At 55.8% G+C, this 26,596-nt stretch carries 33 protein-coding genes; 12 read left to right on the forward strand and 21 right to left on the reverse strand.

Annotation, left to right across the window (positions count from 1 at the left end; genetic code table 11):
- Positions 1-3: 3 nt before the first annotated feature.
- On the forward strand, positions 4-915 hold the full coding sequence (gene map / locus ACZ5ZS_RS04350; RefSeq protein ID WP_188597128.1) for a type II methionyl aminopeptidase: 912 nt from the start codon (positions 4-6) through the stop codon (positions 913-915).
- Positions 916-1,003: 88 nt separating this feature from the next.
- Here the strand turns inward: map and ACZ5ZS_RS04355 are convergent, their stop codons facing one another.
- Together ACZ5ZS_RS04355 and ACZ5ZS_RS04360 are read right to left on the reverse strand one after the other, a co-directional pair.
- On the reverse strand, positions 1,004-1,192 hold the full coding sequence (locus ACZ5ZS_RS04355) for a 50S ribosomal protein L37e (protein ID WP_188597129.1): 189 nt from the start codon (positions 1,190-1,192) through the stop codon (positions 1,004-1,006).
- 10 nt (positions 1,193-1,202) lie between these two features.
- Positions 1,203-1,436: an LSm family protein gene (locus tag ACZ5ZS_RS04360; RefSeq protein ID WP_188597130.1), complete on the reverse strand. Its 234-nt coding sequence runs from the start codon at positions 1,434-1,436 to the stop codon at positions 1,203-1,205.
- Positions 1,437-1,492: 56 nt separating this feature from the next.
- Between ACZ5ZS_RS04360 and ACZ5ZS_RS04365 the strand changes: the two genes are divergently transcribed.
- The gene (locus ACZ5ZS_RS04365) at positions 1,493-2,407 is read left to right on the forward strand and encodes a thiamine-phosphate kinase (protein ID WP_188597131.1); all 915 of its coding nucleotides are present in this window, start codon (positions 1,493-1,495) and stop codon (positions 2,405-2,407) included.
- A gap of 85 nt (positions 2,408-2,492) precedes the next feature.
- Here the strand turns inward: ACZ5ZS_RS04365 and ACZ5ZS_RS04370 are convergent, their stop codons facing one another.
- Positions 2,493-2,891, reverse strand: a complete 399-nt coding sequence (locus tag ACZ5ZS_RS04370) for a hypothetical protein (protein WP_188597132.1) — start codon at positions 2,889-2,891, stop codon at positions 2,493-2,495.
- 252 nt (positions 2,892-3,143) lie between these two features.
- On the opposite strand from ACZ5ZS_RS04370, the gene ACZ5ZS_RS04375 reads away from it, so the two are divergent.
- On the forward strand, positions 3,144-4,376 hold the full coding sequence (locus tag ACZ5ZS_RS04375) for an NADP-dependent isocitrate dehydrogenase (protein ID WP_188597133.1): 1,233 nt from the start codon (positions 3,144-3,146) through the stop codon (positions 4,374-4,376).
- Positions 4,377-4,418: 42 nt separating this feature from the next.
- On the opposite strand, the gene ACZ5ZS_RS04380 is transcribed toward ACZ5ZS_RS04375, so the two are convergent.
- The 5 genes from ACZ5ZS_RS04380 to ACZ5ZS_RS04400 form a co-directional block, all read right to left on the reverse strand.
- The gene (locus tag ACZ5ZS_RS04380; RefSeq protein WP_188597134.1) at positions 4,419-6,464 is read right to left on the reverse strand and encodes a hypothetical protein; all 2,046 of its coding nucleotides are present in this window, start codon (positions 6,462-6,464) and stop codon (positions 4,419-4,421) included.
- Positions 6,461-7,201: a hypothetical protein gene (locus ACZ5ZS_RS04385; RefSeq protein WP_188597135.1), complete on the reverse strand. Its 741-nt coding sequence runs from the start codon at positions 7,199-7,201 to the stop codon at positions 6,461-6,463. Before ACZ5ZS_RS04385 ends, ACZ5ZS_RS04380 begins: the two co-directional genes overlap by 4 nt.
- Positions 7,176-7,631, reverse strand: coding sequence for a hypothetical protein (locus ACZ5ZS_RS04390; protein ID WP_188597136.1), 456 nt, complete (start codon positions 7,629-7,631; stop codon positions 7,176-7,178). Before ACZ5ZS_RS04390 ends, ACZ5ZS_RS04385 begins: the two co-directional genes overlap by 26 nt.
- 43 nt (positions 7,632-7,674) lie before the next feature.
- Positions 7,675-8,163, reverse strand: a complete 489-nt coding sequence (locus ACZ5ZS_RS04395) for an archaellin/type IV pilin N-terminal domain-containing protein (protein WP_188597137.1) — start codon at positions 8,161-8,163, stop codon at positions 7,675-7,677.
- Between the two features lie 282 nt (positions 8,164-8,445).
- A complete protein-coding gene (locus tag ACZ5ZS_RS04400; protein ID WP_188597138.1) occupies positions 8,446-9,342 on the reverse strand; it encodes a type II secretion system F family protein in 897 nt (298 codons plus the stop codon).
- Positions 9,343-9,452: 110 nt separating this feature from the next.
- Between ACZ5ZS_RS04400 and ACZ5ZS_RS04405 the strand changes: the two genes are divergently transcribed.
- Both ACZ5ZS_RS04405 and ACZ5ZS_RS04410 read left to right on the forward strand, forming a co-directional pair.
- Positions 9,453-10,832, forward strand: coding sequence for a type II/IV secretion system ATPase subunit (locus tag ACZ5ZS_RS04405; RefSeq protein ID WP_188597139.1), 1,380 nt, complete (start codon positions 9,453-9,455; stop codon positions 10,830-10,832).
- On the forward strand, positions 10,829-11,641 hold the full coding sequence (locus tag ACZ5ZS_RS04410; RefSeq protein WP_188597140.1) for a type II secretion system F family protein: 813 nt from the start codon (positions 10,829-10,831) through the stop codon (positions 11,639-11,641). Before ACZ5ZS_RS04405 ends, ACZ5ZS_RS04410 begins: the two co-directional genes overlap by 4 nt.
- A 193-nt stretch (positions 11,642-11,834) precedes the next feature.
- Here ACZ5ZS_RS04410 and ACZ5ZS_RS04415 read toward each other — a convergent pair whose 3' ends face one another.
- Positions 11,835-12,770, reverse strand: a complete 936-nt coding sequence (locus ACZ5ZS_RS04415; protein ID WP_188597141.1) for a helix-turn-helix domain-containing protein — start codon at positions 12,768-12,770, stop codon at positions 11,835-11,837.
- A gap of 160 nt (positions 12,771-12,930) precedes the next feature.
- The gene (locus ACZ5ZS_RS04420) at positions 12,931-13,380 is read right to left on the reverse strand and encodes a pantetheine-phosphate adenylyltransferase (protein ID WP_188597142.1); all 450 of its coding nucleotides are present in this window, start codon (positions 13,378-13,380) and stop codon (positions 12,931-12,933) included.
- 48 nt (positions 13,381-13,428) lie between these two features.
- Here ACZ5ZS_RS04420 and truD point away from each other — a divergent pair, with 48 nt between their 5' ends.
- The 7 genes from truD to ACZ5ZS_RS04455 all read left to right on the forward strand — a co-directional run bounded on the left by truD (position 13,429) and on the right by ACZ5ZS_RS04455 (position 19,148).
- A complete protein-coding gene (gene truD, locus ACZ5ZS_RS04425) occupies positions 13,429-14,718 on the forward strand; it encodes a tRNA pseudouridine(13) synthase TruD (RefSeq protein WP_229657764.1) in 1,290 nt (429 codons plus the stop codon).
- A gap of 60 nt (positions 14,719-14,778) precedes the next feature.
- Positions 14,779-15,357, forward strand: a complete 579-nt coding sequence (locus ACZ5ZS_RS04430; protein WP_188597143.1) for a hypothetical protein — start codon at positions 14,779-14,781, stop codon at positions 15,355-15,357.
- A 17-nt stretch (positions 15,358-15,374) separates the two neighbouring features.
- On the forward strand, positions 15,375-15,755 hold the full coding sequence (locus ACZ5ZS_RS04435; RefSeq protein WP_229657765.1) for a 30S ribosomal protein S24e: 381 nt from the start codon (positions 15,375-15,377) through the stop codon (positions 15,753-15,755).
- On the forward strand, positions 15,752-15,970 hold the full coding sequence (locus ACZ5ZS_RS04440) for a 30S ribosomal protein S27ae (RefSeq protein ID WP_188597144.1): 219 nt from the start codon (positions 15,752-15,754) through the stop codon (positions 15,968-15,970). Before ACZ5ZS_RS04435 ends, ACZ5ZS_RS04440 begins: the two co-directional genes overlap by 4 nt.
- Positions 15,967-17,007, forward strand: coding sequence for a KEOPS complex N(6)-L-threonylcarbamoyladenine synthase Kae1 (kae1, locus tag ACZ5ZS_RS04445; RefSeq protein ID WP_188597145.1), 1,041 nt, complete (start codon positions 15,967-15,969; stop codon positions 17,005-17,007). The genes ACZ5ZS_RS04440 and kae1 overlap by 4 nt, the downstream gene beginning before the upstream one ends.
- 242 nt (positions 17,008-17,249) lie before the next feature.
- Positions 17,250-18,089: a hypothetical protein gene (locus ACZ5ZS_RS04450; RefSeq protein ID WP_188597146.1), complete on the forward strand. Its 840-nt coding sequence runs from the start codon at positions 17,250-17,252 to the stop codon at positions 18,087-18,089.
- Positions 18,090-18,152: 63 nt separating this feature from the next.
- Positions 18,153-19,148 carry a hypothetical protein gene (locus ACZ5ZS_RS04455; protein WP_188597147.1) on the forward strand — a complete coding sequence of 332 codons (996 nt, stop codon included), beginning with the start codon at positions 18,153-18,155 and terminating at the stop codon, positions 19,146-19,148.
- Between the two features lie 29 nt (positions 19,149-19,177).
- On the opposite strand, the gene ACZ5ZS_RS04460 is transcribed toward ACZ5ZS_RS04455, so the two are convergent.
- From ACZ5ZS_RS04460 to ACZ5ZS_RS04510, 11 genes are all read right to left on the reverse strand, one after another.
- The gene (locus ACZ5ZS_RS04460; protein WP_188597148.1) at positions 19,178-19,597 is read right to left on the reverse strand and encodes a CBS domain-containing protein; all 420 of its coding nucleotides are present in this window, start codon (positions 19,595-19,597) and stop codon (positions 19,178-19,180) included.
- Between the two features lie 503 nt (positions 19,598-20,100).
- Positions 20,101-20,544, reverse strand: coding sequence for a Zn-ribbon domain-containing OB-fold protein (locus ACZ5ZS_RS04465; RefSeq protein WP_229657766.1), 444 nt, complete (start codon positions 20,542-20,544; stop codon positions 20,101-20,103).
- Entirely contained in the window at positions 20,541-21,737 is a 1,197-nt protein-coding gene (locus ACZ5ZS_RS04470; protein WP_188597149.1) for a thiolase domain-containing protein, read from the reverse strand. Before ACZ5ZS_RS04470 ends, ACZ5ZS_RS04465 begins: the two co-directional genes overlap by 4 nt.
- Positions 21,738-21,777: 40 nt before the next feature.
- Positions 21,778-21,942 (reverse strand): hypothetical protein, encoded by a 165-nt coding sequence (locus tag ACZ5ZS_RS04475; protein WP_188597150.1) that lies wholly within the window; start codon positions 21,940-21,942, stop codon positions 21,778-21,780.
- A gap of 104 nt (positions 21,943-22,046) precedes the next feature.
- Positions 22,047-22,274 carry a transcription elongation factor subunit Spt4 gene (spt4, locus tag ACZ5ZS_RS04480; RefSeq protein ID WP_188597151.1) on the reverse strand — a complete coding sequence of 76 codons (228 nt, stop codon included), beginning with the start codon at positions 22,272-22,274 and terminating at the stop codon, positions 22,047-22,049.
- A 5-nt stretch (positions 22,275-22,279) separates the two neighbouring features.
- The gene (locus tag ACZ5ZS_RS04485; protein ID WP_188597152.1) at positions 22,280-22,873 is read right to left on the reverse strand and encodes a DNA-directed RNA polymerase; all 594 of its coding nucleotides are present in this window, start codon (positions 22,871-22,873) and stop codon (positions 22,280-22,282) included.
- A 49-nt stretch (positions 22,874-22,922) separates the two neighbouring features.
- On the reverse strand, positions 22,923-23,513 hold the full coding sequence (locus ACZ5ZS_RS04490) for a 50S ribosomal protein L5 (RefSeq protein WP_188597153.1): 591 nt from the start codon (positions 23,511-23,513) through the stop codon (positions 22,923-22,925).
- Between the two features lies 1 nt (position 23,514).
- On the reverse strand, positions 23,515-24,216 hold the full coding sequence (locus ACZ5ZS_RS04495; RefSeq protein ID WP_188597154.1) for a 30S ribosomal protein S4e: 702 nt from the start codon (positions 24,214-24,216) through the stop codon (positions 23,515-23,517).
- Complete coding sequence (gene rplX, locus ACZ5ZS_RS04500) at positions 24,213-24,626, reverse strand: 50S ribosomal protein L24 (protein WP_188597155.1); 414 nt, start codon at positions 24,624-24,626, stop codon at positions 24,213-24,215. The genes ACZ5ZS_RS04495 and rplX overlap by 4 nt, the downstream gene beginning before the upstream one ends.
- A gap of 92 nt (positions 24,627-24,718) precedes the next feature.
- A complete protein-coding gene (locus tag ACZ5ZS_RS04505; protein WP_464858575.1) occupies positions 24,719-25,237 on the reverse strand; it encodes a DUF2070 family protein in 519 nt (172 codons plus the stop codon).
- The gene (locus ACZ5ZS_RS04510; protein ID WP_464858577.1) at positions 25,234-26,472 is read right to left on the reverse strand and encodes a DUF2070 family protein; all 1,239 of its coding nucleotides are present in this window, start codon (positions 26,470-26,472) and stop codon (positions 25,234-25,236) included. The genes ACZ5ZS_RS04505 and ACZ5ZS_RS04510 overlap by 4 nt, the downstream gene beginning before the upstream one ends.
- Between the last annotated feature and the right edge of the window lie 124 nt (positions 26,473-26,596).

Below are 26,596 nucleotides of genomic sequence, written 5' to 3' on the forward strand. Positions count from 1 at the left end.
CGCATGGATGAGGAGGCCATAAGGAAGTACAGGGACGCCGGTAGGGCATTGAGGGCCGCGTTGAGGAAGGCGGTGGACTCCGTTCACCCGGGCATGAAGGTGCTGGAGCTGTGCGAGCTCGTGGAGGGCGTCGTCAGGGAGTACGGGGCGGAGCCCGCATTCCCGACCAACGTGGGGATAAACGACGTGGCCGCCCACTACACCGCCGTGATAGGGGATGGCCTAACCATACCCAGCAACTCCGTGGTGAAGATAGATGCTGGCGCGCACATAGATGGGTACATAACCGACGCCGCAGTGACTGTTTACTTCAACGACGCGTTCTCACTACTCGCCAAGGCGGCCAGGAACGCATTGGTGAACGCGATCGATAACTTCAAGCCCGGCACATCAATGGGGAGGATCGGGGCGGTGGTGGAGAAGACCGTGAGGAGTTATGGATACAAGCCCATAGAGAACTTGACGGGGCACTTGATACGCAGGTACGAGCTGCATGCCGGCGTCTCCGTCCCCAACGTGGAGGTGGATGGGGGGGAGAAGGTGATGGAGGGGGAGACGTACGCCATAGAGCCGTTCACCACCAACGGCAGGGGGCACGTGGTGGAGGGCAGGGCGGTGACCATATACAGGGTGGAACGGCTCACCGCTAAGAAGCTGGATAAGGAGTTGGCCAAGGCGCTCGACGCCATATACTCCAGGTTCAACTCCCTACCCTTCACGCCCAGGTGGTTGGTCAAGGACCTCGGACAGGGAGCCGCATCCATAGTGGAGCAGTTGACCAGGCGGGGAGCCCTGTACGGCTACGCGACCCTGGTGGAGGCCGGGAAGGGATTCGTGGCGCAGTTCGAGGACACCGTGCTTGTGACCAGTGATGGCGCCCAACCCCTGGTGGGCACGGCGGAGCTCGCGCAGTAAATCCATCTCGATCTCAATTACTATTAATCCCTCACGAAAATGAGATCGCCGTTAGCGGTTGAGTTGGTTGGCGGGGAGGCGAGTTAACCTAGATCAATCGCTTTCCATTGATTTTCTTGTTCTGCCAGGAGTACCTCCTGATCCTCTTAGACCTCCCCCAGCCGCACGCTGCGCAATAGCCCTTCACCACGTTGTAGGAGTGCCTGCCGCACCTGGGGCAGGTTATGTGGCTCTTCCCTCCATTGAACTTGCCGAAGGTAGGTGTTCCAGTGCCCATGCCTCACCACCTACAGCGGGGACACGAACAGCACCGTGTCTCCCCTTATCATTACCATGCCCCTCTTGACCGAGGTCTTGGGGTCTATTATTTCCTCGGAATCCTCCAGGAGGAGGTTCATGTGTTGATCGAAGCTCTTGAGAACGCCCCTAACCGTCGTGCCGTCCCTCAGCTTAACCATAACTATTTTGCCCGCCATCTCGTTCAACTCCGATTGAATCATTCCCACACACCTACTTGCCATATCCGACGTCACGCCTACGGTGATTAATTTAAAAGCTTTGCTATGATGGGCGACAAATGAAGCTGTGGGAGATCGGGGAGGAGGCCGTGCTGGAGAGGATAAGGAGGGAGGCCGGCGTTGAGGATAACGACGTATCGTACGTGAGGGGGAAAGGAGGGGACCTCCTCATAATAAAGATAGATGGGGGTGCCTTCTCCAGGACAAAGATGGAATTCATGACCCTCTACGACGTGGGGTGGAGAACCACGGTGGGAGCCTTAAGCGACGTCTTCGTGAAGCTGGGGAGGCCCATGGCCATCGCGGCCTCCATCACCTTGAGGAGGGACGCCGAGGAGGAGGACGCGGTTCAATTAATGAGGGGGGTCAGGGACGCTGGGTCGCGGTACGGGGCGCCCCTGGTCGGGGGGGACTTGAACGAGGGGGAGGAGGGGGTCATAGACGTGGCCGTGATTGGAGCAGCGGAGAGGGAGGTGGGGAGGAGGCCGAGGCCCGGCGACTCGCTGGTCACGCTGCCGCTCTTCGGCTATAACGGGCTTGCCTTCAAGCTGTGGAGGGAGAGGGCGGGGAACCCGGCAGTGGCTAGGGGGGTGGAGATGCTGAGGAGGCCTGAGCTGCCCCTCCAGGTTTACGGCGATGCCTCCCTCGCGGATTGCCTGGACGCGTCCATGGATTCAAGCGATGGGTTGGGCAGGGTGCTTCATGTGATGGGCAGGAGTGCCAAGATAATCGTGACGAGCCTCCCCGCCCCCCGCGACGTGGTTGAGGCGGCAGTGGAGCTGGGGATCCCCGTGGAGGAGGCGGTCTTCAATGGAGGCGAGGAGTACCTCCCCGTCTTCGCTGTGAGGCGCGACTGCGTGAACCGCTTGAGGGGAATGGGGATGGTGGAGTTCGCCGAGGTGGAGGAGGGAAGCGGAGTTTATTACGGCGGTGAACCGCTTCAATACAGGGGATGGGAGTACTTCACCCAGTAACCCCCGCAATGCGCCAGGGCAGGTCGAGCCGCCCAATCAGGAAGCCGCTAAAATACTAGGAGGGGTGGCTCCGGTATGGGGCCCTTCACAGTATGTTATTATTGCTTTGCTGCTGAGGCGGCGGGGGCGGCTGCACGGGAAGTATTGGGGGGAGGCCTAGCTCCCTGGATATGAGGGCCAGCTCCAGCATGGCGTACTGCATGGCGAGGGCCTGGACCTGGTTCGGCTTGCCCGACCTCAAGTCACTGGCCAGCGAGTTTATCGCCTTGGGGTCCCCCTGGACCAAAGCCGCGCCCCTTATGGTTATGTTGAGGAAGGGGGGAACGGAGGAGGCGGATATGGAGAAGGGAACCTCCATGGAGTTATCCCTCACGGCCGGCGCACCATTCAATTGAAAATTAACTGCCACGTTCAGGTTGGGGGCGGCACCATTAACCTCGCCGTGAATGTACGTTATCCGTATTTGAATCAGGGGTTGACTCATGGGGGATTGGGCGGGGCGAATTTAAAAACTTGCCTAACTGCGTGTCCAATAATTGGTAACGCATTTGCCCAATTAAAGAGGCATGACCCGCCCCTATAATTCACGGCGTAAATGGTTTGAGTGATTATACATTCGTCCGGCTTTGAGGGGCTTGCTGGGCTTAAGCCGGTAGCTGAGGCGGTTTCGTTGGGGGGCATGGCTGGGCAGGACTTTGGGGTAAAATTAAATAAGGGTAGCCCTATATATTTATCCATGATAAAATATAATCCTCCAGAGGACGGGGAGCCGATTAAGGTGGAGGGAGGGGTTTGGCAGACCCCTAACAAGCCCATCGTGTTATTCATAGAGGGCGACGGCATTGGCCCCGAGATAACGAGGGCCGCGATGAGCGTCATAGATAAGGCGGTGGAGAGGGCCTACAAGTCCTCCAGGCAGATAAAGTGGATGGAGGCGATCGTGGGGGAGAAGGCAGAGAAAATGGCCGGAAACAGGTTCCCCCAGGAGTCCGTGGACCTGATTCAGAGGTATAGGGTGGTATTGAAGGGACCCCTCGAGACGCCGGTGGGCGGGGGATTTAGGTCCCTCAACGTGACCATAAGGCTGATACTGGACGCATACGCCAACATAAGGCCCGTGAAGTACATGAAGGGGCTGGAGTCGCCCCTGCGGAACCCGGAGAAGGTGGACTTGATAATAGTTAGGGAGAACACGGATGACTTGTACAGGGGGATAGAGTGGAGGTGGGACAGCCCGGAGGCGGTTAAGCTGAGGGACTTCCTGAGGAGGGAGTTGAAGGTCGAGATAGAGGACGACGCCGGGATCGGCGTGAAACCCATAAGCAAGTACAAGACGCAGAGGGTGGCCAGGATGGCGATTAGGTACGCGCTCCAGAACGGGAGGAGGAGCGTCACCATAATGCATAAGGGCAACATAATGAAGTACACGGAGGGGGCGTTCAGGGAGTGGGCGTACGAGGTGGCCGTGAAGGAGTTCAGGGACAAGGTGGTGACTGAGGAGGAGGTGAGCAAGGGGGCCAGCCAGGCCGGGAGGCTTTTGATAAACGACAGGATAGCGGACAACATGTTCCAGCAGATAATAACGAGGACGGAGAGCTACGACGTGATACTGGCGCCCAACCTGGACGGGGACTACATAAGCGACGCCGCGGGGGCCTTGATAGGCAACATAGGCGTGCTGGGCGGGGCCAACGTGGGCGACACGGGGGGAATGTTCGAGGCAGTGCACGGCACGGCGCCCAAGTACGCCGGGAAGAACGTGGCCAACCCCACGGGAATAATAAGGGGCGGCGAGCTAATGCTGAGGTTCATGGGGTGGACCGAGGCGGCGAACCTAATAGACAAGGCCATAAACGAGGCCGTGAATCAGAGGAAGGTGACTCAGGACCTGGCCAGGTTCATGAACGTCCAAGCGCTGGGAACGAAGGAGTTCGCCCAGGCATTGACGCAGATAATGGACACCCTCTAAACCCCTAAATTCTACCCTTCCTTTCCCCGTCTTAACACATGATCATTTAACGTTAGTGTAATTCACGAGAACCACGCCCCAATTAGCGTAATCCACGGTGGCCGTGCTTCCCCCAATTCCAAACACGTAATTGCCGTTGGGCGGTGGGGAGAAGTAATTGCCCAGGGACACCTGCGCCGTGGCTATTTGCCCCGTGTTCAAGTCGACGGCCGACGCATAAAGCGTGTTTGTTTTATTCACATAGGTCACCGTTACGCAGATGTAATCGCCTGGATGAGGAGCGAAGTAGCCCTCCCCATACCCATCCCACCCAGCATAAGGACTACCTAGGTTGGGAGAAGGGGAGGGCGATACTCCATTGAATGAAATCGTATTTCCATTTACCTTAGTATAATTCACTATCCAAATGTTAAATTGGCCAGTAGATCCGGTTGTGGAAGCGCCTGTTTCCCAATAGGAATTCCATTGAACCATTATGTACGGTGACTGCGCAATGGGAAGAATAACATCTCCCTGCACCAATGAATAATTGCTTATACCATACCCGAAACCAGAAGCAAGATATGGCAATGTCCAATTATATTCTTCACTGATGGACCACTTATATCTTTGGTTATGGTTGTTTGAAGTTGGTGGTTTTATAAATAGATATATATCGAAACCATCCCCAGGTGGATAGGTGCCGCTTGAATAAGTTCCGATTACCCTTATTGTTGTGATGCCAGAGTGATAGGTTTCTTGCCAAAGCATTATGCCAGCTGACAATGAAGTAGGAATATACTCGTACCCACTTAATTCCAATATGGGTTGAGTTATTTCATAGTTGTACCAGTAATAAGGGGAATATGAAACATTATAATATTGAGGCCAATAACTGATATTAAAACCATAAAAATCACCTTGATATATATGCTTCACATAGAACTTGGAAACTCCATTTAGTAGATTCATCACGTTACCCGTGACCGGCAGTATGGTCTCGTTAATGTAACCGCTCTGTGATTGATAAGAGTAGTTACCCAATAAAACCGTTCTTGTATTAATCGCAGCATCAAATGTTAGGCTCTCGTTTAAGGTATATGAACCGCTCCACAATGTCAAATTAGAAACGGAGCCGCTGGGATAAGTGGTTCCGCTGACGTAGGCGGTGTTGTTCTCCGCATATATGGAACCACTACCCACAGAAAGAGACGGTGAGGAGGGTAGCTCTACCTGGAGCTGGCCTGGGGCGGTCGTCGTCACATTATCGAGGAACGCGTTTAACTCGTACCCATTCGCCAATCGAAGCGTGTACGCGTATAGCACCCTGGTTATGTTGTTCCCGTTCTGCGTCAAGTTGCCCAGGCAACCCACGTTGAATGGCTGGAAGTTGAGGAGGCGGGCCAGTATTATGAAGGTGGTGGATGCGTTGATCACCTTGCAGGCCGTTGATACACCCAGCGTAACCGTATAACTCCCCGGACCATTTATCAGATCGTTTAGGTCGAGGATCCCGGAGGCGACTGCCGGGGAGGAGGACGCTGCGGCTTGGCCGCCCAATAGGTAGGAGCTTATCGGGTGGTAAACCCCGTTCACCCTAACCCCCGTCACTGCCACGTTTATCGGGGCTGTATTGCCAAAGCCGTTGGGGAGGCCAACTATGGAGTACCCCAGGTACGCGTCGCCGAGCGGAACCACGGCAACCCGTGGGTATTGGGCCACGGCCACGGTGCAGTTGGGGGTCCTCGCCAGCTCTATGGACGCGGCCGCGCCGTTGCTGGACACCACGGTTACCTGTAGGTAGGAGTACTTGCCGCTCGGCGCCTCCAAGTTTATCGCCCACTCCCCATCCCCCAACCTGCCCACCCTATAGGAACAAGCAAGAGGCCCCTCCACCCCCGTCGAGTTAACCCAACTGCAAAGCACTAATTGGGGCCCGTAAGGGGACTCATAGGCCACGGCGGTGGAGTTAATCACTGTCAGAACAGGGGCGCCAGCCGCCTTCACCACCTCATGAGCGGCCGGCGACTCGACGGCGATCACGTATATCAGCACGGCGGCCACCGCAACTATTACAATCCCCATTATCAATGTGCCCTGCCCCCTCATCCCTGCACCACCAGGTAAGCCGTGACTGAGGCGGAGGCGACGGTGCTCCCCAGCACCTCCTCATCAACCGTGAACGTAATGGCCTTTAGGCCAGCGGTTTGTGCCGTTACCTGCACCTCCTTCGTGATCACCACGGAGGATCCTGGCACCATCAATGAGTTGAGTTGGAGCGGTATTGCCGTGGCGCTCCCGCTTCCCGCGTTGTATGAGGCGGTTAGGTACACCCAGTTGGGGTTGAGGGGTAGGTAGGCGGAGTAATTATTCGTGACGTAGATGGCGACTAAAAACGTCGTCTTGCCTCCCAGCTTCGTGTAGTTAACCATTGGTTGAACGGTCAATTGTACCATGGGGGGCTCCACCGCGACAGGGACTTGATTGACGGGAGTCCCAATTAATAGCAAACCGCTCCTGCCCAGCAGTATCTTCGTTACGTTAAGCACGCCGCCTGATTGACGGGGCCTGCAGTTAATCACGTACTGATCACCGCCACTAGTGAGCGAGCAGGCCGCCGTGGATTGGGCGGGCTCCAGCACGACGTACCCGCTCCCAGCGGCCGGGCTTCCCCCAACCATTACCGGCGAGGATTGATGGGGCGGGGGCTGGGAGGCGGGGGTGGTTTGCCGCTGCACCACGGAGAACATAATGGCTATCACCAGTATCGCCACTATTAGGACGATGGCGCCGGCAAGCAAGTCCCCCAACCCTCTCCTCCTACTGCAGCGGGTACTGCGCCTCACTGCCCGTCACCGTGTATATGGAGACCACGCTGGGCACAGGCACGGGAGCGCTGGACGTCACATTATCCACGTACGCGCTGGAGCTGGATACCTTACCGTAGACCAGCCGCACCAACTGACCAACCCCCACCTGGGCCCGCGGAATCACTAATTGAGCCAGAACGGCGTTGGTGGTCCCGTTCACCACGTACGCCGAGCTCAATTGACAGGAGTCGGGGCCGGGGTCGTAGACGTAGATAACCATGCCGGTCACGGCGGAGCCGCTCGTGTTGTACACAGCCAATGGAATGGATATGGAGCATTGATACCTGGGGCCTCCGACCGAGAGGAGCCTATTGGCGTAGCCTAGCACGAAGAGGCCCAGCACGGCGGCTATCAACACAAGCATGACCGCCCCCACCACCTCACTGACGCCGAAACGAGAAGACATGGGAAAAGAATTACTTTAAAATTTAAAAGCTTATCTAAAAACATCAGGAAGCGGTGGTGGTGTACTCCGCGCTCACGCCGCTATTACTAATCAACTGAATCGTATACGATTGACCGGGCTTTAAAGTAGGAGAGGAGCAACTGAATGTTACGGTACCAACGCTGCCGCCGCTGGACACCGAAGTTGGGCTAAGATTAGTAGGACTTGTTGGGGCGCCAGAGCCAGAGCCACCCGGTATGGCTGCGCACACCACCGCCCCATTTGTTGAATTCAACACGTTTGCCTGCGCTATAGTGACGGGCACGTTGCCCGTGTTCTCAACATAAGCCGTCACCTGTCCACTACTGCTTATGCTTGCTCCTGTGACTATGAATTGTTGTACGGTGTTTATTTGGGGCGCCTTGCTGGCCGTGCCTGTTAGGTAGCCCGTGAACCAGAGGTAGAGGAGCACGGCGGCCACCACGGTGATAACTATTAGAAGCACCGCGCCCACTATGGCCTCAATTCCTTTCTTGTTCCTGGCTCTTTCCATAACCCTCAATATATTCATAAAATGGATATTTATAAATTTTCTGTTTCCATCTCGAACCCCCTTCCACTATATAACTAATGCCGGTGAGGCGGATGAACACCGCGACCTCAAGGGCTGGGATGGAGGGGTGGGCAAGCATTGTGGAAGTTATTGAGGAAGAGGGAGGGGGATTGGTTAGGCGCTGGCCCGTGTCCACGGAGCGTGGGGCTCGCCCGTGAAGGGAAGAACCACCATGAAGCGGGAAGCATCCTCCTTTACGGGTAGCTTGCCTTAGATCTATCCTCACGTGAACATGCCTGACGCGAGGGGAGCGGCCAGGTACACCGCGAGGGATATGGCCACTAGGGCGGATGAGTGGATCAAGCCGGCCCAGGGATCCCCGTAGACCAGCCTCCCAATTATGGCCCCGGCGAATAGGGATATGACTGAGCTGGTTAACTGGATTATGGAGAGGCCAGTGGGGACGCTGATCCCAATCCCTCCACCGCCCCCTATCCCCTCGGCGAAGGGGGAGGAGGAGGCCTTGAGGCTCTGCAGCTGCGGGATGAAGCCCACCACGACTATGGACGCCACTAGGGAGAATATGGGGACCATGACGTAGATGATTGCCGTGTACTGCCCCAAGTGGCTCCTCTTCTGCGACTCGAACTCCCTCAACTGGGAGAGGGACCTGTAAAGGGCCTCCAACGCCTCCTCCGCGCCCGCCCCATGCTGGTAAGCCGCCATTATAACCTTGAGGGCGGACACGGCCTTCCTAGACCCGCTGCCCGCCACCGCGCGGAAGAGGGAGGCGGGGAGGTCCCCCGTCAACCTGTAATTGGCGAGGGCCTGCCTGAATATGCCGTTGATGGGGGAGAGGCCGCTCTCCGCCACCATCCTGGCGGCGTCCGCCATGGTGAGCCCCGTGGAGAACGCGCTCTGGAAGCTCTTAACCATCTCCGGCACCTGCCCCTCCACCCTCGCAATGAAGGCGCTCCTCCTATACCTAGGGAGGCCCTCCACGAGCAGCGCGAGGGACAGCAGGGCGGAGAACGCCGAGACAGCCAGTCGACTGGATGGGACGGGCAGTTGAAACTCGCCCCCCACCTCCACCGTCGTGAGCGAGCTCGGGGATAAAGCGAGGGACAGCAGTGACGCGGCGAGCAGGGCGGCGAAGGCGGCGTGGTTGATCCAACGCATGGGGGGAGGGGAGGGGGCTGCTAATAAAGGGATCGGCCAAGGCAGCGATGACCTGTCGAGCTGGGTGGACGCATGTTTTATATTTCTGTTTTTGGAGGGGTTCTCAATAGATGAGCGGGGCCGGCGCCAAGTATATGGATGTATACCCCATAGAGGAGGGGAGCGCATACATAGGGGTGACCAGGGACGTGGATGGGGTCATGAGGTACGACGTGCTGGAGCCCGTGCTTACGGACGCTGAGAAGGCGCTGCTGGCTAGGGCGAAGGAGTACGTGCTGGAGTCAAAGCTGGAGGACGGCGAGGCCGCCTTCAAGCAATTCCTCGCGCGGGCCAGGGTTGAGGGCGACACAGCCAAGAAGCTGGCCTACTACTTCAGGAGGGATACGAGGGGCTACGGCAAGCTGGACCCCATAATGAGGGACCCATACGTGGAGGACGTCCACGTCAACGGTAGGGACGGGCGCGTGTTCATATGGCACTCCAGGTACGAGAACATGAGGACCAACGTGGCGTTGACGGAGGAGGAGGTGAGGGCCTTCATAGCCAAGGTATCCAATGCCGTGGAGCGTCAAGTCAACTCGGCCAACCCCATACTGGAGGGGCTGCTCCCTGAGGGCGCGAGGGTGGAGGTCGTGCTGAGGGAGGTGGCGGCCAATGGGGATGCCTTCACCATACGGAAGTTCAGGGGGGTGCCGTACACAGTCGTTGACCTGATAGGGCTGGAGACGGCGGGGCCCGACGCCCTTGCCTACCTATGGATGGCGCTGGATAAGGAGCGGAACGTGGTGATAGTGGGACCCACTGGGGCCGGGAAGACGACTCTACTCAACGCGCTCCTCTTCCTGTTGAGGCCAGACGCGAGGATAATCACCATAGAGGACACGAGGGAGCTGAGGCTGCTCCACGAGCAGTGGCTCCCCCTACTGGTCAGGCCGGGGCGGGGGGAGGAGAGGGAGGAGATAGACATGATGGAGCTGTTGAAGGTGGCCATGAGGATGAGGCCCGACTACCTGATACTGGGGGAGGTGAGGGGGGAGGAGGCGTACGTGCTGTTCCAGGCATTCGCCAGCGGGCACCACGGCCTCACCACGATACACGCCGACAACGCCGAGGGAGCGGTGAGGAGGTTCGTAACGAAGCCAATGGACGTCCCCACCGCCCTGCTGGGGATGGCCCACGTATACGTGTCCGTGAGGAGGGTCAGGACCGGCGCGGGCGTCAGGAGAAGCGTGTGGGAGGTGAAGGAGTACCTCGACTACACGGATAGGCCTGTGTTCACGGACCTCCTAATAAACGGAAAAATGGATGCATCCAAGAGCTCCGTGGTGGGCAAGGACGAGCTCGATGAGCTGGGGAGGAGGAGCCGCTTGCTGCGGGAGGCGGCTAGGCATGGGTTCAACGACTACAGGTCCGTGTTCCAGATAATAAAGAATTACTACCTGGAGCCGGAGGCCACGCTTAAGACTGTGGAGGCAGGTGCATTGCCGTGAGGGACCCCGTAATAAAGTTGATTGAGGACAGCCACGCGTTGAGTGGGTACGGCTACGACAAGAGGGCGATGGCAGTATTCGCCAGCGTCATGGAGCTCTCCATAGCCGCCGGGCTCGCCTTGATAATGGCCGGCGCTGCCCTGGGGGTGGGCGTCATCTCGTTCGCCGGCGAGGCCTTGGCCATAACGTCCGCCGCCGCGGTGGCCGGCTCAGTGCTGTACCCCCAGTACCTGGTCCGCGCCAGGAGGAGTCACTTCAACGATAGGTTCGTCTACACCCTGCTCAGGCTATCCCCCCTAATATCGGCTGGCATACCCATTGGGGAGGCCATTAGGGAGGCGCACGACGAGGAGGATGACCCCATCATCCGGAGGGAACTGGGCCTAATATTGAGGGACATGGGGAACGGCGTCGACCCCATCACGGCCCTCAAGCGCAGCGCGGAGAGGGTGCCCTCATACACGTACAAGGACGCCATAAACGTGTTAGTAGAGGGAAGCCGCTTGACGCCCAGGGTCGGGGAGCTCCTTCTCTCCAAGTCCAACTCCCTCCTTGCCGATAAATTAACCAGGCTGAGCAGGGTGGCGAGCGACTTGGGCGTCCTATTCGAGGTGTACACCCTGGCCGTGATGTTGTTCCCGCTCCTCCTCATAGTGCTCTCCATGTCGTTCTCCATCCTGGGCAGCGCGGCCATAGGGCCCGTGCCTATCAACACCGCCGGCCTCATGCTATTGATTACGACGATATACGTCCCCCTGGCCAGCGTTGTCTTCTACGTGATATTCGACATGTATGAATCCACGCTTTGAAGCTGAAGCCCTCGTCAACTCTTGTTGAGTAGAGGAAATAATATGCATCCATGGAAAGAAATAAAAGCGCGGCCGCGCCTCTTCATGCATGAAGCAGGACCTGGGCGGCGTGGTTAAGTGCATGGATCTCCTCCTATTCCCGCGCGTGTGCGTTTCGCGGCTTTACCTAGAGGTGGGGAGGAACGGGTCCAGCCTAGAGCACGCTGTACGTGGTGCTCCTACTACCGCCCCGCGCGGGGGAGGAGCGGGAGACGAGGCCCTTCTCCATCAATTGCCTTAACGCTGCCCTAACGGTTCTGGGCGGCATGGCGGTCTTCCTGGCTATCTCGCTTGGGGTCAGCGGGCCCTCGTACTCCAGCACCGTGTAGACCAGCTTCGCGCTTGGGGTGAGGTCCATCGATAGCCTCAGCTTCTTCCTGTAGCGGGCCAGGGATGCGCTGAACCTTATCAATCTAATGGGGTCCCCCCTCTCCACGGTTATGGAGTCCGCCGGCGCCGCCTGCCTCACCGAGCCGTCCACTATGACCACCACCCTGTGCGGTGATGATATTCCCCCCACGGTTACCTTGCACGATAAGGGGACCACCATTGGGACCCTGTTCACGTTCACGCTGTTCACCGGCACCACCTCCATGGCCTCCGTCCTGGAGTGAAGCAGCACGCCGCCTGCGCTCAATGCGTAGGCAGTGGACCCGGTCGGGGTGGATATTATGACGCCGTCCGCCGAGTCGCTCCAAGCGTACTCGCCGTCTATGTAGAGGGAGTAATTCATAACCGTCGCGCTGCGGGCCGGAAACACCGCCACCTCGTTTATTGCCTGGGGAAGGTTGAGTCCCTTAACCCTAAGCCTGGCCAGCGGCTCCACCTCGTAATCCCCCCTAACTATCCTCTCCACCGCCTCCTCCAACTCCCACGGCTCCACGCTGCCCAGGTAACCATTGCGGCCGCCCGTGAATATGGGGACGTCGACCCCCTCCAGCCTATGAATGGCCCTTATTATGAACCTGTCAGTGCCTATCACCCCAACTGCGTCGAACCTGCTCAACTCCCTCGGCGGTGGAAGCGAGTCCAGGCCCACCACCTCAGCCCCCCGCAGCCTGAGCCTCTCCCCGCTTATTACCAGTATCACAGGCCCCCTCAACTAGCATTGATTTTAATCCTTATCTCGGGAACCCATGATGAGGCAGGAACACCCTCAAGCCGCGTCGTGGGCGGTGCCCCACAATGCGATCGCCGGCATGGGGATTCATCTTTCTCGCCAGAGACCCCGTCCGTGAGGGCGGGGTAGTTTACTTATCGTATGCTTGCCTAACCAACGTGCTGGACAGCTTGTTGCCGTACCCATCCTTTATTATGGGGACCACCAGCACTGTGAGGGGTGGGAGGCCCTTGGATATCCTCAACTCATTGATCTCCAGCGAGCGGGCGTACGTCTCTATGCTTACAACTATGGCGTCCAGCTCCGGATCGCTGGCGGCGGGCCCGTAGGGGTCATCTATCACCCTCAACTCGAACCTACTCCTCCTCAAGCCCAACTCCCTGGTGAGAAGCACCTCCAGGTTGCGCAGCCTCTCCTCCACCGGCCTGACCCTGTACTGCTTATACTTCTGGGCGAAGGCGTCGCTGGTGACGCCTATGAGAACCTTATCTCCGTGCTTCATGGCCTCGAAGAGGAGAACTATGTGGCCGCTGTGCAGCGAATCGAAGGTCCCCCCGAGGGCTACCTTGGAGAACCTCACGGCCTATGCATGCATCTCGATTTATAAAGCTTCCCAGGCGGGGGCGCCGTGAGGACGCTGGCTGAGCTGGATGTCTTTATAGGGATGACGGCCTACTCCACGGACTCCCCTGGCATTGGGGGGCGGTTGAGGGAGGTGCCAGAGGACTTCCAGGTGAGGGAGGTGTTGTTGGATGGGAGCGAGCTCCCCGACAGGCCGGCGCCGCGGCCCGGTAACTGGGTTTGGGGGATCGTCAGAAAGCGGGGCATAGACACCCTAACCGTGGTGGAGCGGCTTGCCGGGAGGCTCGGGGTGCCGCTGGACAGGATCAGCTACGGCGGGTTGAAGGACGCCAACGCGGTGACGGTGCAAATAGTGTCGGTGCTTGGCGTTAACCCAAGCGATTTCCTTGGAGCTGGGGACGAGGATTTCCAGGTGCTGGACGCGTTCACCATGGACGAGCCATGCACTTCCAAGTCAATATACGGCAATGCATTCGACATAACCGTGAGGGGCGCGCGGGAGGAGGGGGTGTGGGACGCGCTATCGCAAGCAAGGGAGAGGGGGGTCCCCAACTTCTTCGGGTATCAGAGGTTCGGGACGAGGAGGCCAAACACTCACCTGATAGGGAAGATGATGGTGATGGGGGACTACGAGGGCGCGGTGAGGGAGATAGCTGGGTCGCCCAGGCCCGGAGAGCCTGAGGCGGGGAGGGAGGCCAGGGAGCTGTTTGACGCCGGCAAGGTGGGGGAGGCGCTCAAGGAGTTCCCCAGGGGGTACAGGGCAGAGAGGGCAGTGGCGAGCCACTTATTGAGGCGGGGAGGGGATTACGTGGGTGCCCTCAGGCGGCTTCCCACCGACCTCCTCAGGCTTTACGTGGAGTCCTATCAGTCCTATCTCTTCAACAAGTCCCTCAGCGAGAGGTTGGTCAGGGGACTGCCCATAAACTCGGCCGTGGCGGGCGACAGCGTCATCCTGCTAGACGAGTCTGGGCTACCCACGATTCACAGGGCCGTGGTTACGGACGGCGTCAGGGATAGGATTAATGAGTTGATACGGAGGGGGAGGGCGGCCGTGGCGGGCGCCTTGATTGGGTTCAGGACTGGGGAGTCATCTCTGAGGGAGTGGGAGCGGGAGCTGTTGAGGAGCGAGGGGGTCTCCACTCAATCGTTTAAGATAAAATCCATCCCCGAGGCCTCGGCGAGCGGGGGTTGGAGGGTCTTGGACTCATCGCCGCGGGTGGAGGAGGTTAGGCTGTCCCCCCTCAGGCTTAGGTTCGTCTTGAGGCGGGGAATGTACGCCACCGCATTCATGCGGGAATTGATGAAGCCAAGCGATCCAGTCGAGTGCGGCTGCTAGGAAGCGGAGAGAGAAGGAGGGGAGGCGAAGCGCTTAAATGCGCCGCGGCGAGTGTGTGGCGTGGAGATAGCCTACGCGGGGAGGCGGGCCATATACGAGGAGCTGCTGGGCATTTTAAGTGATTCCGTGATCCGCGTGGAGTACATGGAGAACGTTGATGATTGCGGGGGCGACATTACCCTCCTCGATTACTACGTGGACTCCCCCTGCAGGGCATTGAGGGTGGGCAGCGACTTGGTGGGGGAGGTTGCTGAGGCAATATCGGAAAGCGTCGATGACTTGGTGGTGGGCGCAGATGCTGGTAGCCGCAAGTTCGGCCTCGCCCTGCTCAGCGGCAATGAATTGTTGATGCACGCGATGCTGACGCCCAGGAGGGCGGAGGCGTTGCTGGGCAGATTGAGGGGCGTGTTGGCCATAGGCGATAACCCCCTGGGGAGGCGGGTGGCGAGTAGGATTGGGGCGTGCGGCGTGTTTGAGTCCGTGGCCATGATAGATGAGGCGGAGGCGTCCAGGAAGAGGGATTGGCTGAGGGGGAGGTATCCATCGCTTCGCTTAGATGAGCTCGACGCCGTGGCGATAGCGCTGTCCGCTCGGGGCGGGATTGATTGGTGTCGTGGGCAAAAAATTAAAATTGCCTAGTAAGGGGCGTCAATTGGATGTCTCAATCAACAGCGATGTCGAGCGGAATATCCATTGCAGGGGAGAAAGTCAATAAGCTATTGGGGAGGAGGGAATTGGAGGTGGAGGTGCAACACCAGGGACAGCCCACGCCGGCTAGGCTCCAGCTCAGGGACGCCGTCGCGTCAATGCTGGGAGTGAAGCAGGGCCAGGTATACGTCGTGGAGGTGAGGACGAGTTATGGGGCCGGGAGGTCAACGGCTAAGGTGCACGTCTACGACGATGAGGCAAAGGGAGCGGCGGTGGAGCCCCTATACGTCCGGTTAAGGAACATGCCGCCGGAGGAGGCTAAGAAGATAAGGGAGGCGATTAAGGCTAAGAAGCCGAAGAAGGGAGCGAAGAAGGGTGGATCCAAATGACCGACGTGAAGGCCAGGGCCCATCTTTGGTACACCATCGACATGAAGAACGGGGTCTTCAAGTTCAACAGGAGGTACTGCCCAAGGTGCGGCTCCGTCATGGCGTTCCACAAAGAACCAACGCCCAGGTGGCACTGCGGCAAGTGTAATTACACAATATTCGAGACGCAGCGCGAGGGGGCGGTTAGGGGACGGCGTCACGGCGCTCCCCAGTGATAGTGCTTGGAATAGAGTCCACGGCCCACACCATAGGGCTGGGCGCCGTGGATGATGAGGGAAACATACTCCTAAACGAGTGGAGCACGTACATCCCGCCAAGCGGCGTCGGAATTCATCCCAGGGAGGCGGCGGAGCATCACGTGAAGGCAGCTTCGGAGCTGCTTCGCAGGGCCGCCGCTGTCATCGACCTAGGAAAGGTTAGCGGGGTCGCTTTCTCGCAGGGACCGGGCCTTGGGCCTGCTTTGAGGGTGGGAGCCACCATCGCCAGGACCCTAGCGCTTAGGCTGGGCAAGCCCCTCATACCGGTCCACCACGGGGTCGCGCACGTGGAGATAGCTAGGCTGGCCACGGGCGCGGTGGATCCATTGGTGTTGCTGGTATCCGGGGGGCACACAATGGTCCTCGCGCACTCCGGGGATAGGTACAGGGTGTTCGGGGAGACCCTTGACATAGCTGTGGGTAATTGCATAGATATGTTCGCCCGGGAGGCTGGGTTCGGCTTCCCCGGCGTTCCGAGGGTGGAGGAGTGCGCGGCCGGGGGGTCCAGGTACATCGAGATGCCGTATAACGTGGCTGGGCAGGACGTTTACTTCGCGGGGATATACACGAGGGCAGTGGAGGCCTTGAGGCGGGGGGAGCGGAAGGAGGATGTTTGCCTCAGCTTCATAGAGACCGTGTATTACATGCTTGCCGAGGTGGTGGAGCGGGGGTTGGCGTTGACGGGAAAGCGGGGGTTGGTGGTGGCTGGCGGCGTCGCGCGGAGCAGGAGGCTCGTGGATATAATGAGGGTGGCCGCGGAGGAGTTCAACGCATCGCTTCACGTGGTTCCGCATCAACTGGCCGGCGATAATGGAGCCATGATAGCGTGGGTGGGACTTCTATCCCTAATGAGCGGGGTAACCGCCAGGATTGAGGATAGCACTGTGAGGCAGCGGTGGAGGATAGATGAGGTGACCACGCCTTGGTTCGACTCATCCAAGGCAATAATATCGCGGCGATCGGCGGCCGAGGCAATGAATCCCTCCAACGATTAATGACCGATTACAGCACCATAATGCCCCCGAGCAATCCAATAAAATGGGCAATCGGAGTGATGCGGGGATGGGTTGGGAATCATTGAAAGGAATCGGCGATTACGCATCCCGCTGAAACTCAGACATGATCCTCAACTATGGGATTATCCCCATAACTAAGCTATGCGAACCTGGACCCATTTTGGCCTTGAATGTAAGGTCTTAGGCGCAGCTTATAAAAGAGCGGGGCGGTGCCGTGTTTAATGGATAATCGATTGGTAATAGCGGCGATAGCCGCCGTCTTGGTGGTCGCGGCGGTCGTGCTAGTGGTAACCATAAAGAGACCGGCGGTCCCCGTACCATCCACGAGCACCATATCGCCGCCGCCCATCAGCACGACTTCCACGCCATCCAAATCCAACGCCACCCAACTGCTGCTGGATGAATTCAATTATGGGGTGTCGGACTGGAACCAGTGGGCATGTATTTACCATAATTACTCGGCGGCGGATGCATTATCCGCCATAAATCAATCATACGTGATCAACCTATACTACAACATCCAGTATGAGAACACCAAGAACATCACGTACGAGTTAGCTTACCCCGGGTTAATACATGGCTACTTAACGGCCAAATACCCCCAGTGCAGCCTATCTCTTAGCCTCAACGAGTCGCTCCACGAGGTGAGCGGGGCATTGTCTGAGATAAATAAGACCGCGAGCGCGTTAGGCATTCCCAGCAATGAATTGGGCACGCCGCTCTTCGTCATATTCAATAACTCCACCGGAACGTTCACCTATGTAATAGGGGCTACCCCCAATGCAATAAACTCTACCCTGAACGTACTGCATGGAGGGGGGACAAAGGCCAGTGCAGCCCAGCTGTCCCTGTTAAGGGGATTAGCTCGCTCCGAGTACTCCCTTTACTTCTCGAGGGGGAGCAACACCACAGTGATAGAGATGCTTGACCCCGTCTGCCCCTTCTGCGCTGCGTTTTATTATCAATACGGCGGGGAAATGGAGTCGCTGCCGGTCAACTTATTGTTCCTATACTTCCCAACCCACGTCATGGATTACTACTACAGCGCGCTGCAGGGCTGACGGCCACCCACGTCAATTGATTGTCGCGAAACGTATATATTTAAGAAACGCCTTTTTTCACGCATGCGGCAGGGGCTGGGGGCTCTGGTGTCACTGATACTGGTGGGCTATCTACTCATAATGATGGGAGCAGCCCCCATCGGCTTGGGTCCCCTCATGATGTTGACGGCGTTCTTCCTTGGCATTCAATTGCCAGCCGTCTTCCTCTCGTCTAAGATCGGAAGCAGGGACTCGCTGGTAGTATCGATGGCGATCGCAGCCATGGGGGCGTACCTCAGATCCATCAATCCATACCTGAGCGCCGCGGTGACTGGGGCAGCTATGGGCATATACTTCACATCCATGGTCTCCGTGGTGGGCTTAGCGCTTGGCATAATGGGCAGGACCAGGCACGTGATAACCTCCTACGTGCTTCTATTATCAGGCGGGCTATTCATAGCATCGCTCTCCCTTGGATTGAAGAACGCCTACGACTACGCGGTGGCTGGGGGATTGCTTGCGGCCGGTCTGTTATTGTCCTTGTCCCCCAACATATTGAAGGTGCACAGCATTCACTTGAGGCAAGCAATCCATAACAAGGACTTGCTTCTCTTGTCGATGGCAATGGCCGTGTCCTGGTCTTACCTGATGCAATTAATGCCGCGGCTGCATGGAATCAATGCCATATTGATGCTGCCAATGATCCCAGCCGCAGTGCTTACCAGGTACCTGATCAGGCTGGCGGGGGTTCGCAGAATAATAGCTATATCGCTGATCGGGCTGAGCGTATCCGGAGTGTTCGCCGAGGTGAATATGGGAACCGCAGCGTTGATGGGCGTGTTCGCCGTCATGGCATACATGTCCGTATTGGTTATGCTCAGCACCCTTGTGAGCCCTATATTATTCACAACGTCCCTGGCTTACATATACGAACTATCAATTGTCATATCAATTATCATAGAGTACGCGTTAAGCAGCTTCGTCGGTACCATAGTCGCTGCCATTATCTGCTTCGCAGCTGCAGCCATTACATTGAAGATCAGGGAGCCGGCAAAAATATTCGAGGAAAAGATAATTTGATTTTTAAGAATTGATTGTTAATGCATGGGTTACTCCTTTGTTAATGGGACGAGCGGTTTCCTGGCGAGTTCCTTCAATGCATCGTACTCCCGCAGGAGATCCCGTATCGATATAACTCCCTTCAGCCTATCATAATCATCCACAACAACCACGTGCCTCACGTTTCGCTCCGCCATCAATGCTGCCACCTTAATTATCGGGTCCTTCTCATGAACCTTAACTATGGAGTTCATAGTACCAACGCTATCCACGGGCGTGGATGGGTCAACCCCATTTGCAAGCGCCCGTATTATGTCCCGCTCGCTCACGACCCCAAGCACCTTGCCATCATCGCCCACCACCACCACGAGGCCGGTGTTGGCCTTAGACATGAGCCGCACTGCCTCCATCGCAGGGGTTCCTTTCTTTACATATATCGGTTCTCTTTTTACTAATTCTATCGCATTCATAGTTATAGTATACCGAATAGGGCTTTTTATATCTTTCGGAGTTAATTTTATATAAGTCGCCATAATATATTTAGCTGCACATAGATTCATCCAAAACACGAGCATAAGCACGTGTCCAAACTCGGGCTGACTGCCCTGAAAGTAAAGCAATAACTACACATATAAACTAGCTATTTATATATATGATATTTATAATTATAATAATGCAACGGCACCATATTAAGCCCAGAGATCGCCCGATGAAGAAACCCACCGATTCGCTGGACTGACCTCCTCTCCGCCTTTAGGGGTGGGGTTCCCCCGGGCTCTTGGGGGTTACGCCCCCTTGGCGCTACTCCGTTTCCCCTACTGGTATTGGGGTAGTCGGCCCCAGCCCCCCATCCTCAAAGAATTAACCGAGAGAGGGAGGGGGTGAAAACCCCAATAAAACACTAACCTGAAAACTTACCCCCGCCTCAGAGATAGGCTTGCCCACTCCTTTATAACAAGGCTTCCCCGAGAACTTATGCATTAATTATGGGGTGAAGCCAATACCTTCCATCCTTCACCACCAGTTCCACGTCAACGCCAGGCCTCACTGAGTCCCTTGCGATCGACGCATCGATGTCCAGCCAAGCCACGACGCCCAATTCACCAAACCTAGCCACGCCAACAGCGTAGTCGGGCCCGGAGAAGGACGAGGGCTTCACGTTTATTATCGTTAGCGCGACCAGCTTTCCCCTGCCAGTTATTGGTATCCACTCCATCTCGCTCGAGCCGCAGGCCGGGCAGTCGGCTTGGGGCGGGAAGTACTTTGCACCGCATTTAATGCACTTAGTGAAGTAGACCTTGCCTTCCTGCAGTCCATCAAAGAACCTCCTCACCTTATTAACCGATATAACATAGCGAAGCTTGAGCTCCCTCTCGCTTTGAATCATCGCGTTGCCGTCCTTGTCCTTCACGATCATTGCGGACCCCCCTCTCTACTCAGCGATAAAAGAGTTACATATGCGTAATGGCCGGTGCCCCCCACGTTATGCGCTAGCGCCCATCCCCTCCTTATATCCGCCTGCCTCTCCCTGGGCTGAACCCGTTGAAGGAGTTGATCAGTCAACCCAGCAATCATGCTGACCCCCGTGGCTCCGATCGGGTGTCCCTTCGCCTTTAGTCCTCCATCCAAGTTAACAGGAATCAAGCCGCCCTTGTATGTCTGCCCCTCCCTTAGCAATTGAACCCCAGTCCCCCTCTCCGCTATTCCCAAATCCTCGTACGCCATTACCTCGGCTATCGTGAAGCAATCATGAACCTCCGCCACGTCGAAGTGACCCCCAACATTCCTCCTCTCAAGCCCTACCCTCCTCAACGCCGCGTCTGCCGCCCTCCTAGCCGCATCCAGCCCCGTGAAGTCCAGTCGCTTGCTCAGGTTAGCGGTGCCGGTCGCGTACCCAATAGACCTTATCCAGACCGGCGTGTCGGTTATCTTCCCAGCAATCTCGCCACCCGCCAGAATCAGGGCCGCCGCGCCATCGGTTATTGGACTGGAGTCGTACAGCTTAATTGGCCAAGCAACGTACTTGCTGGATAGGCATTGCTCCATGGTTATCTCGCTCCTGAACTGGGCCTTTGGATTGAGGGACCCATAATGATGAGCCTTTATAGCTGCCCTACAGAAATCCTCCTCCGTCGCGCCGTACTGACTCATGTATGCACTCATGTGAAGAGCATAATAGCCCGGGAACGTGAGGCCGAAGTTCTCGAACTCCCATAAATAGTATCCGGCCCTACCTATCAATTCAACAACGGCATCGGTTGGGGACTCATTCATCTTCTCCACTCCTATCACCATTGCTATATCCACTGCGCCGCTGGCCACCATGTTGTAGGCAGAGACAACACCCGCGCTGCCGGATGCACAGGCAGCCTCCACCCTATGGCTACCCACAGGCGTCAAGCCGCAGTACTCATTAACGACCACGGCGGGCAACTCCTCGGCCGACCAGAGACCCATGTTGCTGACCACGGAGTACTGAATATCCTTTTGCGATAGTTTGGCATCGCTCAATGCCTCGCGCACCGCCTCCCAAGCCAGTTCCTGTAAATTTACATCGTTTCTCCTTCCAAACCTGGATTGACCAACCCCAACTATTGCTACGTCACGCACGGCTCCCGCCGCGCATCAACGTAAATAAGCATTTCCAGCGCTAAGGATTGAATTTCCACTTAATGGACTTGCCCGGCACCTCTAGGGCGCTCATGCAGACGGGACACACATACCCCCATTGCTTGCACACATCCTCATACGACTTAGGCCTAGTGCCCCTATAAAGCACGAACCCGCACGCGCTGCAAGTGTATGTGACGGGCATGACTCCTTATGATCGAATTCCCCCTATTTAACAATAACGGAGCGCCCAGTTCTCGCTTCAGGAATCTTCCAGGCCCCAAGATGGTGACTTGCTTTTTCGCAGCGTCACGATACATTTATGGCGTATATACCAGGCTTCGTGAGGCCGAGGAACTTAGCCATACATGATTTCTCGACGTCCTCCACGATTATTAGACCATTCCACTCATTGCTGAAATCCGTGGAGCCGCAGTTGGGGCACGATTCAGCATCGTCTGGAATTATCATTTTGCAATTCCTACATGCCTTATATCCCGACAGGTGCCGTTTTCCAGTGAGCCTGCGCCTCGACATTCACATCACCGTTGCTGGGGCTTCGCCTTCTTCTTCTGCAGCTCCTCCTCTATCCACTCCAGCTTGCCTAGGAACGGTTGCCTGGCAGTTAGCGATATATTGACCCTATTGCCTTCCTGAGCCGAGAAGTAACTTATCCCAACTATCTTGGCCCTCACAATGTCTCCCTTCCCCAGTCTCCTCGGCGTCTTGTCGTGAGCCTTCTCTCCTATTATGAATACCTTGCTTTGCTTATCGTAGTGAATCACGTTCTCATCAGCTATTTGAGTTTTATGCATGAATGCCGTGGTGGGCCCTATCCTTATGAATGCTCCGAAATCATGCGTATCCGTCACCTCCCCCTCCACCACTTCATTAATTAAAGGAACGAAGGCCAACGCCTTGAACTCAACCCTATGATAAGCACCGCCGTCTCCGAACATCACTATGCCCTTCTTATCTACCTTCACATCGAACACGGAGACGAACACCCCCAAATCCCTCTCTATCCGTCCCTCATACATCTCACGCAGTTGCTCAACTGCTATCTTATCTATGGGCTCCCCAAACTTAGATGGAGGCACTCGGATGTAATCCCTCACCGAAACTATCCTGAACACTTGCCATTCTTGAACCTATTATTTAAAAATTTTTTGAAGATCAAGAAACTCAAATTATCCTCACGCCTATTACGTCGGAGAAGAACTTCATAGCCTCCTCCCTATTAACCCGCTGTCTCCTCCCAACTTCACGCTTCATCCTGCGCCTATGCTGAATCCTCATGCCGGGCCTAGCCAGCACTGTGGTGACGGTGAATCCCCAAATCCCCACGGCTGGGTCATACCTGGCGCCAGGCATGAGTATGTGCTCGGCTATGCCGAAGCTGACGTTACCGAAGTTATCAAAACTGCTCCTCTTTAGGGTGAAGTCGACGACTGCAAGAGACCTCAATAAGAACCAGATGGCCCTCTCCCTGCGAAGAGTCACGGCAACTCCTATATACTCTCCCTTCCGTATCCCAAAGTCCTTTATGGACCTCTTCGCCTTCCTATACGATGGGTCTTGACCCGTCAACTCCTTGAGCACATTAGCGGCCTTCTCCAGCTTCTCGCCGCTCTGCCCAACCCCCATATTGACGACGACCTTATCTATCCGAATAGCCCTCATCGGGTTATCCGCGGGCAGCACGAACTTACGCCAATCAATGGCTTCGGGAGTCAATGACTTTAAGTCTAGGGACGCCACATCTACTGCGGGCATGTTAATTCACCTTTATTAATGGAGCATCCCTTCCTATCATTAATACGTGATCCAAAACAGTTCTGTACTCCGTTCCATCGCCCTCTATGGAGGCTATCGCCTCCCGGCGACGCATTGTTGTTATTATGGACTTCAGAACCCCATGCCGTCCAGCATTGCTGCCGCTCACTATAATCGCATAGCTGCCGGGCTTCATAGGAACATAATCAACTATCTTGCCATCGGTCAACGAGATGAAGAGGGAACCTAAGGTCTCGTATTCCTTCCCGTCATTGACCAATACGTTATATCCATCGCTTAGGTTCAATTGAACCAAGCCTCCCTTCACCACCGTCTTGTTCTCTATTCTCCTCACCTTCACCACGGCATCTTCCTGCCCCAGCGGAGCAGGCCTTAGGAACTTCACGGGGTCTGGAAGCATCCTGAACCGCTCCCCCGTTGGAACCAGCTCCAGTATATCCATGGCCCCCACCGGATACTTGTAATCCCTCCTGACCTTGCCATCCACCTTCACCTGGCCCGCCCCCAATACCTTCCTGGCCTCCTCAAGCGTTGAAACATAACCCAATAAATTCCTCAGCACCAAGCCGAGGGGCAGGCTTTCCCTAGCCCCATGTGGTCCAGGCCTTGGCCTAACCGTCCAGGAGTAGCCCTTCTCGAGGGACCACCAACCCGGCGCCAATGATCTCCTTAGGTGCGTCACGAAGAACCACCTTGTTGAACAACTACCTCCTCTCCCCCGGCGCTGGGCAGCGATTTCCTCCGTTTCTCTATTGCGCTCATCCTACGCTTATCGCTTGTGTCTAGCTCCACTATCATTACCTTAGATGCATGAATGGAGCGATAAATGACCTCTCCATTAGCCTTCTTTGACGATGCATTCTCGACGGTTATCCTCTCCTTAGCATAGGAAACAGTCAACACCTTTCCCCTTATTCCTTTATAATCGCCTCGCATCACTAGAACAGTATCGCCCTTCCTAACCGTTAATCTCTTGATTCCGTACTGCCTTTGAAGCTCCTTTGAAAGAGGCGCTGTTAGAAATTTACGCCTCTCGCTCCATGAGGCGCTGGCAAGCCTCTTCCTCTGCTTCCTCGGCTGACTCGAGACCATCTTCAAAGCCGATTAAGTCTAAGTTTAAGAATTTATCGCTAGTACATGCATGAAAGGCACAATACATAACTGAGGCTCGGCGGTCCGAGGGATTATATGAGAAGGGATATAGCCAACGCGAGTATCAATGGAAGACCCAAATACAGAAAAACGAACTGGGGAACTTCATTCACCGTCTTCGCGGCGGCCTCCACCATTCCCTTAAATCCATCCTCGCCGATCACGTTAACCTCGGCCTCAGCCTCCGCATGCACTGGGGCAACTTGCGAGAGCTTTATGTCCTCGATCTTCCTCTTTATATTAATAACCATCTTGTCCGGATCTATGGATTCCCCAACCACCTTATACCCAAGCTTGCCGAATGACCCAGTGAATTGATGATTATCCGTAGTTATTATCACCACATCGTCAAACCCATCCCTAAGCCCCTCCACTAACCTCTTGTTGAGCTCGGGAGTTATATTGTTTCCATCTATGTCTATCAACAGCAATTTCCTCCCACCGAACCCCACTATTATGATGTATATTCCCGCACTCCCTATCTCGGCTTGATCCTCGCTCACCTCGCTTGCATCGAGGTGACCAATGCCCAACAGTAGGGGTGACTTCACCCTGGCGCTCTCTCCAACTCCATTATCGCCTCGGCCAGTGACTTAACATCATTATCATCCCACGAATTATCGCTTCCAAAGCCGTTCTGGGCATCCACTAATATATACTTATCCAAGCTGGGGCCAATCAATTGCCTTAGCTCATCATACACCCTAAGCGGTATGTCGTCCGTCGACTTATTAATGCGGGATACTATTGTCAAGACCTTCTCGCCGAGCGGGATGGCTGTCAGCTTTATGTCTCCCTTAATTACAGTGGTCAAGGGTATTGACTCTATTGAAGCGGGAGCGGGGTTGGGGATGCTCATTAAGGTCCTCCTTATTGATTCCAGTATCCTGCTCACGTCGACTTGCGTCACGGGATCCAATTCATGACTGCCGACTCCGTGAACGTACACCAACGAAGAGCCCAGTTCCCTGCCGAGATCCATTATCTTGGGAATTATATCCCCGCCGCCCACGTTCCTTATAGGACCGCCGTGAAAATATGGAATAATTAGGAAGGCGTGATCATAGCCCGCCAGCCTCACTATGTGGGTCTTGACCTTAGTCCTCACCGCCCGCGCGGCCAATGCCTCCTCGAAGAAGGAACCATCCTGGGCAGTTATTGAGTAAATATACGTTCCAAACATGCCCAGGTAATTGAATGTGCCTAGGGATTTATGCCGGCCCAACACCAGCAGCTCTATTAATATGGATAGAAGGAACATGGATATATCTATTCCTATTATCCCAAAAACCCTCAATCCAACTATCACCTTGTCCAGTATCAATGTATATGCAGCTAATTGGAATATGAGCAGCATTAAGAATAACTTCGATAAATCCCATAAATAGCTGGTTATGGATTGATTATTGCCGGGGTTGCGGAGAAGGGTCACTGTGGTGGATGTGAGGGGCAGCATTATCATCACGCCTATCATAACCATGGGCACCCGCCTAATCACCGTCAGCAATAGATCTATAACGGCGGACTCCATATACATAACCAAGGTTATTGTGAAGTACATCTTATAGGAGCCGACGCCGTGGACGAGCAGCTTTATGAGGTAGGGCAAGCCCATCACTGCCAATAGATAGACGAAGCTTATCACCAACGATTGATAAACGGATAGGCCGACGTATATGGACATCAATAGGGGAAGGATGACCACGATGGCAATGCCCATGGGTCTGAAGTACTTGCCTTTCCCATTGAACAGAATTCTATAACCGCGCTCCAGCTCTCTGGGCATTGGATCAACGTAAAAATAAGTGGGGATTTTTAATGTTGCGTTCCCATCCATCCCGATAATAATCAGATAATTAAGAGGGCGATCATTTATTTTCAATGTTACGATCCCAGGCAACTAGAAGAAG

The sequence above is a fragment of the Thermocladium modestius genome, assembly GCF_055398215.1.